This window comes from Thermococcus sp. (assembly GCF_026991495.1).
Classification (GTDB): Archaea; Methanobacteriota_B; Thermococci; order Thermococcales; family Thermococcaceae; genus Thermococcus.
Genome location: NZ_JALXBJ010000067.1, coordinates 1 through 4,026, shown reverse-complemented (window position 1 = coordinate 4,026; position 4,026 = coordinate 1). Strand labels below are relative to the sequence as shown.

The following is a 4,026-nucleotide window of genomic DNA, read 5'->3' as shown; positions in this document are numbered from 1 at the left end:
CTCGTTGGAGTAAGCGGCCTCATCGTAGGTGTCGCGGGAGCCCTGTCCATGGCGATAGGAACCTTTGTCTCCGTCCGCTCCCAGAGGCAGGTGAAAGAGTCCATCAGGGACAGGATGGAGGTTCTCTTCAGGGTCTCACCGGAGAGAACCGTGGAGGAACTTGTGGAGAAGCTCATAGAGGGCGGCATGCCGGAGGATGTTGCCAGGGAGGTTGCCAGAGAGCTGTCCAGCAACAGTGAGGCGATAATGCAGCTCCTCCTTCCCGAAGCGGAGGAGGATGAGATAAGGGCGGCTCTCTACACGGGGGTTTCCTACCTGCTCGGCGTCGCCTTCCCGGTCACCCCCTACTTTCTCACTTCCAGCTCGCTGACCGCGCTTCCGCTCTCGATACTCCTGGCAGGCTCCGCACTGGCTATAGTGGCGACGCTGATATCCCTGCTTTCAGGAATCTCGATCCGGAAGAAGGTCGCCGAGATGGTGGCCACAGGTTTGGGTGCAGCCTTCCTGAGCTACATCTTCGGGAGGGCTATGGAGGCGCTCTTCCATGTGTCGGCGCTTTAGAGGTACGTTACTTCAACACCGAGCTTTTCTGCGATTTTCCCCTGTTTTTCATCGCTTGTAGCCAAGTTTCCGTACTTGAGGGCCTGGGCGATATAGAGGGCGCCGTAAACTGTGATTCCTTCATCAACGGCTATTCTTCTGGCCTCTCCTAAGTACCTCATGGGATTCTCGAAGATGATCACGCTTGGGAGAACGTCGATTACCCGGCAGCGCCGCTCAAACTCTTCCTGTTCAATGCGATTGTAGAGGGCATGATGCTTCCACAGAGCGTTTGACACCTCCACCAGGGCGTACTCCAGTGAAACAAGGTCGTTTTTCAGGAAATCCTCAACCCGTTCCCATCCTGGCTCCAAGAGGACGTACCTGGCTATCGAAGAGGCATCAATTACTATCACGGTCCTCCCTCACGTACTTTCTTCCGGTGCCGCGCTCAGATGGAGTGCCCCCAACAAGAAGCTCATGCATCTTCCTGAGTGCCCTTTCCTTGTCCTCCTCCCTGATCTTCCTCTCTATAAACCGCCTTATCTCCTCGCTCCAGTTTATGTCAAGTTCCTTCATCTTCGCTTTGAGATCATCGGGAATGCGAATGCTTATCACCGCCATACAACCACCGTTTACATTTCTGTCATACAAAGTTATAAACGTTCCTGAGGGGTTCATGATAAAACTCAGACCTTCACGTACTTCCATTTTCCCCTCTTGAACGCCCACCAGAAGAGCCCGGCGGTGGTGAAGGTCTCGAGGCTCATGGCTATCCAGGCCGCTATGACCCCGAGGCCCTCGAAGTGAACCGGCCCCACTGTGAAGCCGAAGCCCAGCAGGTACGCTGGAACTATCCTGAAGAGCAGCTTGCTGACGGCGGTAATGTACATCGGGGTCTTCGTGTCGCCGGCGCCCCTCAGAGCCCCGCCGAGGACGAAGAGCCAGCCTAGGGGAATCTCGCTTATTCCGACTATTATGAGGTAGATGCTCGCGAGGCGCATCACGTCCGCGTAGTGGGGGTCGCCCGAGCTTATGAAGGGCATCACCAGGTAGCGCGGGAAGACTATCAGGATGAAGGCCATAACGCTCATAAAGAGGCCCACCATTTTGAGGGCTTCGTAAACAGTCCTTTCAGCCTTCTCAGGACTGCCCTCGCCGAGGCTCTGGCCGACAAGGGCGGAGGTTGCAACGTTGAAGCCGAAGGCGGGCATGTAGGCTATGCTCTCGACGCGCAGGCCGACCTGATGCGCCGCCAAAGCTATCGTCCCGAAGCGGGTAACTATGCTCATGTAGAGGAAGTTGTAGAAGCTGAAGATGCCGCGCTCGATCATGGTGGGAATGCCTATGCGGAGTATCCTTCCGGCCATATCCGGGTGGAAGCTCCAGCTTGGCCTGAAGCGGAGCACCAGCTTCCCGCTCCAGAGCAGGTAGAGGCCGATGAGCATAGAGGTAGTTATCCCGATTCCGGACGCCCAGGCGGCCCCAACGGCCCCAAGCCTTGGAAAGCCGAGCTTGCCGTAGATGAGGAGATAATCCAGAACCGCGTTGATGAAGTTCATCAGTATGCCCAGCTTCATCGGCGTTTTCGTGTCCCCCGCACCCCTAAGGGCCGAAAATGCCGTGAAGCCCACGAAGCGTATTGGATAGAAGGCGAAGAGAACTCTGATGTAGGAATAGCCGAGGGCAACAACATCGGGCCTCGCGCCCATTATCCTGAGGATGTCGTCCCCGAAGAGCCAGCCGAAGAGCATGACCGGGATTCCGAGGAGGAACGCCAAGTATAGGCTCTGCTCGAGGGCAAGGGTGGCTTTTGCATCGTCCTTTGCACCGACGAAGCGGGCCACGAGGGCGAGGGTTCCCGTCGCGACGGCGGCCATTATGGGCATCATGAACCAGCTTACCTGGCCACCGAGACCGACGGACGCGAGGGCCAGCGCCCCGAGGTGGCCGACCATCATCATGTCCACTAGGTTAAGAAGGGTCTGGGATATGTTCCCCATTATGGCAGGCCAGGCGAGCTTCCAGAGCCTCCGCTGGTTCTCGTTGAGCCGCAGCATTAAGACGTCCCTCTAAACGAGGAGAAAGACGTTTGAGTTAATAAGGGTTGCGGTGTTGGTTATGGACATTCAAGCCGCAGAACAGCAGGGGCAAGGGAGAAAATAAAAGGGGTTCAGTAGGCGAGGTTCCTCTTCTTCTTCCACTTGTGGGACCAGCTGTACTTCCTCATGCGCCTGCTCCTGCCGAAACCGCAGGCGGCGCAGTAGCCCTTCTGGACGTTGAAGGCGCGCCTTCCGCAGCGCCTGCACCTGATGTGAGTTGGAGTGTGGTTCCTCCTGCCCTTCGGCTCTGTTCCCGCTCCCATGTTATCACCCCGTTAGCTCGCTAAGCTCACTCAAGCTCGACCGGGGAGATTGCTAAGACGTTGTCTCCCCTGATGACGATTTTACCGTACTTCTTAATTTCCTCGCCGTCCTGCATGAGCGAGGCGTCGGCGAGGACGACGTTCAGGTGGATGTCGTAACCGATGAGCTTACCCCTGAACTCGGAACCCCTCTTGAGGAGCACGAGGACATCCTTGTCAAGGGACTTGTGTATAACGTCGAGTGGTCTTTCCGCCATTTTCACGCACCTCCAAACAATCAAAGCTCATAGCGATAACGAGGAAAACGGTTTATAACTCTTTCCGTCGGGGGGATTGGCGGGCAGGGGTTGATTCCCAAAAGCTTTTTATGAACTCGCCTTACTCCAGTTTCAGGTGGTGAGCGATGGGAGAAGCTGATAAGTACGAGATTCTGCAGGATTTGATGAGGAGGAGAGGCTTTGCCTGGGGCAGCTTTGAGATATACGGCGGTTCACGCGGATTCTATGACTACGGCCCGCTTGGGGCGGCGATAAAGCGCAAAATCGAGCGGAAGATAAGGGAGGCCTTCCAGAGGGAGGGCTTCTTCGAGCTGGAAACCCCGGACATAACGCCCGAGAAGGTCTTCATAGCCAGCGGCCACGTCGAGAAGTTCGTCGACCCGCTGGTGGAGTGCCGGAAGTGCGGTGCCCGCTTTAGAGCGGACCACCTCGTTGAAGAAGCTCTGGGCATAGACACCGAGGGCATGAGCGCCGAGCACCTCACCGAGCTGATAAGGGAGCACGGCATAAAGTGCCCTGAGTGCGGCGGCGAGCTTGGCGAGGTGTGGTACTTCAACCTCATGTTCGAGACGAAGATAGGCCCCTACGGCGACCAGAAGGGCTACCTGAGGCCCGAGACTGCCCAGGGCATCTTCGTCAACTTCAGGCGCCTCAACGCCTTCGCGAGGAACAAGCTCCCCTTCGGCGTCTTCCAGATCGGAAAAGCCTACCGCAACGAGATTTCGCCGAGGCAGGGGATGCTTCGCTTGAGGGAGTTCACGCAGGCGGAAGCGGAGATATTCTTCAACCCGAAGGAAACAGAACACCCCCACTTTGACGAGGTTAAAGACGAGGTTCTCAGGC

General features: G+C 56.8%; 7 protein-coding genes. 2 read left to right on the top strand and 5 right to left on the bottom strand.

Annotation, left to right across the window (positions count from 1 at the left end):
* Window positions 1-561 (top strand): VIT1/CCC1 transporter family protein (locus MVB78_RS08195; protein WP_297490192.1); only part of this gene is annotated, 561 nt, incomplete at its 5' end.
* Here the strand turns inward: MVB78_RS08195 and MVB78_RS08190 are convergent.
* From MVB78_RS08190 to MVB78_RS08170, 5 genes are all read right to left on the bottom strand, one after another.
* Complete coding sequence (locus MVB78_RS08190) at window positions 558-956, bottom strand: type II toxin-antitoxin system VapC family toxin (protein WP_297490190.1); 399 nt, start codon at window positions 954-956, stop codon at window positions 558-560. The two genes, MVB78_RS08195 and MVB78_RS08190, sit on opposite strands and share 4 nt — an antisense overlap.
* Window positions 943-1,164 (bottom strand): hypothetical protein, encoded by a 222-nt coding sequence (locus MVB78_RS08185; RefSeq protein ID WP_297490188.1) that lies wholly within the window; start codon window positions 1,162-1,164, stop codon window positions 943-945. Before MVB78_RS08185 ends, MVB78_RS08190 begins: the two co-directional genes overlap by 14 nt.
* A 65-nt stretch (window positions 1,165-1,229) precedes the next feature.
* Window positions 1,230-2,600, bottom strand: coding sequence for an MATE family efflux transporter (locus tag MVB78_RS08180; RefSeq protein WP_297490186.1), 1,371 nt, complete (start codon window positions 2,598-2,600; stop codon window positions 1,230-1,232).
* 113 nt (window positions 2,601-2,713) lie between these two features.
* On the bottom strand, window positions 2,714-2,905 hold the full coding sequence (locus tag MVB78_RS08175) for a 50S ribosomal protein L37e (RefSeq protein ID WP_014011939.1): 192 nt from the start codon (window positions 2,903-2,905) through the stop codon (window positions 2,714-2,716).
* Window positions 2,906-2,931: 26 nt separating this feature from the next.
* Window positions 2,932-3,162 carry an LSm family protein gene (locus MVB78_RS08170; protein WP_297490184.1) on the bottom strand — a complete coding sequence of 77 codons (231 nt, stop codon included), beginning with the start codon at window positions 3,160-3,162 and terminating at the stop codon, window positions 2,932-2,934.
* Window positions 3,163-3,308: 146 nt separating this feature from the next.
* Between MVB78_RS08170 and glyS the strand changes: the two genes are divergently transcribed.
* A partial coding sequence (glyS, locus tag MVB78_RS08165; RefSeq protein WP_297490182.1) for a glycine--tRNA ligase occupies window positions 3,309-4,026 on the top strand: 718 nt, incomplete at its 3' end.